This is a genomic window from uncultured Nevskia sp. (assembly GCF_903885465.1).
Lineage (GTDB): Bacteria > Pseudomonadota > Gammaproteobacteria > Nevskiales > Nevskiaceae > Nevskia.
Genome location: NZ_CAISIQ010000258.1, coordinates 1 through 2,613, shown reverse-complemented (window position 1 = coordinate 2,613; position 2,613 = coordinate 1). Strand labels below are relative to the sequence as shown.

Annotated in this window: 3 protein-coding genes; 1 reads left to right on the top strand and 2 read right to left on the bottom strand. The window is 66.0% G+C overall.

Features of this window, described 5'->3' with window-relative positions:
* On the bottom strand, positions 1 to 356 hold a 356-nt coding region (locus QZY06_RS09775; protein ID WP_295683481.1), incomplete at its 3' end, for an alcohol dehydrogenase catalytic domain-containing protein.
* An 83-nt stretch (positions 357 to 439) separates the two neighbouring features.
* Positions 440 to 1,426 (bottom strand): helix-turn-helix domain-containing protein, encoded by a 987-nt coding sequence (locus tag QZY06_RS09770; protein ID WP_295683479.1) that lies wholly within the window; start codon positions 1,424 to 1,426, stop codon positions 440 to 442.
* Positions 1,427 to 1,611: 185 nt separating this feature from the next.
* Here QZY06_RS09770 and QZY06_RS09765 point away from each other — a divergent pair, with 185 nt between their 5' ends.
* Positions 1,612 to 2,604: a carbon-nitrogen hydrolase family protein gene (locus QZY06_RS09765; protein ID WP_295683477.1), complete on the top strand. Its 993-nt coding sequence runs from the start codon at positions 1,612 to 1,614 to the stop codon at positions 2,602 to 2,604.
* The last annotated feature ends 9 nt before the right edge of the window (positions 2,605 to 2,613 follow it).

Here is a 2,613-nt window from a genome sequence, read left to right as displayed (position 1 = left end):
GTCACGAACTCGCAGGCATAGCCGTCGATGCCGTCGCCGGGCACGCTGCTGAAACCGTTGAGTTCCGGTTCGCCATCAAGCCAGGTCGGATAGAAGGTGCTCAGCACCTTGTCGCCGACCTTGAACAGCGTCACCTCATCGCCGACCGCGATGACATCACCGGCGCCATCGGACATCGGGATGCGGCCTTCCGCCGGCTTCAGCGCACCGATCACCACAGCGTAGTCGTGATAGTTCAGCGAACTGGCGCGGATGCGCACCAGCACCTCGTTGCGGCGCGGCGCGCGCGCTTCGACGGTGGCGGGTGTGAGGCTGTCGAGCGTGGCCGGCAGCTTGATGCGGATGGCGTTGGTCATCGGGAAGATCGGCGGCAGGGTGAGGGCAGGGCCGTCATGATCCCATTGATTGTCGATGCTGAGGTCGGCTCGAAGGGATTGCCCTAGAGCGAGCCGCTGCGAAGCTCGGATGGGGACCGGCCGAAGCGCGCCTTGAACGCGCGGCTGAAATGGGCCGGGTCCTTGAAGCCCCATTCGTAGGCGATGCGGGTGATCGACAGCCCGGTCGACGCCGAAGCTTCGATCGCGGCGCGGGCGCGGTCGAGCCTGCGTGTCCACAGCCATTCGGACAGATGCAGGTCTTCCTCGGCGAACAGCTTGCTCAGGTAGCGCGACGAGATGCCGTGCGCGTCGGCGATGCGCCGACAGTCCAGATCGGGCTGGGCCAGATGGTCTTCGACGAACTGGCGGATGCGCTGGCGTAGTGCGTGGCGGCTGTTCAGGCCGTGACCGCTATCGCCGTCCTGTTGCCCCTCGAATGGCTCGGCCAGCGTGCCGACCAGGATGTCGACCAGCGCCTGATGGAACACCGCCTGCGTCGCCGGCGCCAAGGACGGCAGTTCGTTCGCCAGCCCGGCCACGAAACCGAAAGCCAGGTTGGCCGAAGCACGTCCGGAACGGAATGGAATCGCCGTGACCCGTTCGGGGCGCGCCATGCGCCGGCCGACCAGCGCACGCGGCAGGCGCAGCACGATCTGCTCGAAGGGCTGATCGAAGAGTAGCCGGTACGGCCGCGCGCTGTCATAGAGGGCGAAGTCGCCGGGCGCCAGCAGCGCGTCGCGCTCGCCCTGAACCACGCGGCCGTAGCCGCGCAGCTGGAAGCTCAGCAGGAAGAAGTCTTCCGGGCTCTGCCGGATGCGCGCCGGCGTTCGTGCCACCCGCTGGGCATCGGCGACGACTCTCGAAACCTGCACGTCCCGCAGTTCACCGTTCGATACCGAGCCAGAGAAATCATCGGACCGCGGCACCTCGCAATCGAGCGACACGAAACTCGACGAGATCATCTCGCGCCAGTACTCGACGCGCTGCGCCGGCTCGACACGATCACAGGCGATGCGCACCGGCAGGGCATTGATCGCTGATGGAGTCATGGGCGCACCTTCCAGTCTGCAGACGCTGATCGCAGTCTCCGTCCGCAGCACGGCCTGCTGCAAGCTTTGTGGTCAACAGGTTCCTGCCCAGACAAGCAGCGGTTCCGCTGGAGACCAGCCGTTGGTCCGGTTCTGTCCGAAACTGCTCGCCATCGCCAATCATTGATCCCACAGCAGAGCCGACCATGACCTTACTCCGCGTCGCCACCGTCCAGGCCGCCCCGGCCTTTCTCGATCTCGAAGCCGGTGTCGCCAAGACGCTGCGCCTGATCGAGGAAGCCGCGCAGCGCGGTGCCAAGCTCATCGCTTTTCCCGAGTGCTGGCTGCCGGGCTATCCGTGGTGGATCTGGCTCGATTCTCCGGCCTGGGGCATGCAGTTCGTGCAGCGTTATCACGCGAATTCGCCGCGCGCCGATGGGCCGGAAATGGACAGGATTCGCCACTCCGCACGTGAGCACGGCATCGTCGTCGTGCTTGGCTATACCGAACGCGATGCCGGCACTCTGTACATCGCCCAGCAGCTGATCGATGCCGAGGGCAAGCTGATTGCGGCACGCCGCAAGCTGAAGGCCACGCATGTCGAACGCACGGTGTTCGGCGAAGGCGATGGCAGCGATCTGAAAGTCCATGACACGGCGATCGGCCGGCTCGGTGCACTGTGCTGCTGGGAGCATCTGAACCCGCTGAACAAATACATCATGTATTCGCAGCACGAGCAGATACACGTCGGCGCCTGGCCGAGCTTCAGCGTCTACGAAGGCGCGGCCTATGCGCTGAGCCCGGCGCTGAACACGGCGCTGAGCCAGGTCTACGCGGCGGAAGGCCAGTGCTTCGTGCTGGCGTCCTGCGGCCTCGTCTCGCCGGAGATGTTCGAGCTGCTGTGCGACACCCCGCAGAAGCGCCAGCTGCTGAAAGTGGGCGGCGGCGCGGCGATGATTTTCGGCCCGGATGGCAACCCGCTGTGCGAGCCGCTGCCGCCGGATCAGGAAGGCCTGCTGATCGCCGATATCGACCTCAGCCTGATCGCGCTGGCCAAGGCGGCGGCGGACCCGGTCGGCCACTACTCGAGGCCGGACGTGGTGCGGGTGGTGTTCAACCCGCATTCGCCGCAGCGGGTGACGCGGCTGGCGGCGCACAAGGATCTGCTGGACTCCGAGGGCGAAGAAACCGGGCGCTAGTCGACGTAG

Bases quoted from the DNA above. Each gene is read 5' to 3' on its own strand.
- QZY06_RS09770 (WP_295683479.1), bottom strand. From the start codon at position 1,426: ATGACTCCATCAGCGATCAATGCCCTGCCGGTGCGCATCGCCTGTGAT.
- QZY06_RS09765 (WP_295683477.1), top strand. From the start codon at position 1,612: ATGACCTTACTCCGCGTCGCCACCGTCCAGGCCGCCCCGGCCTTTCTC.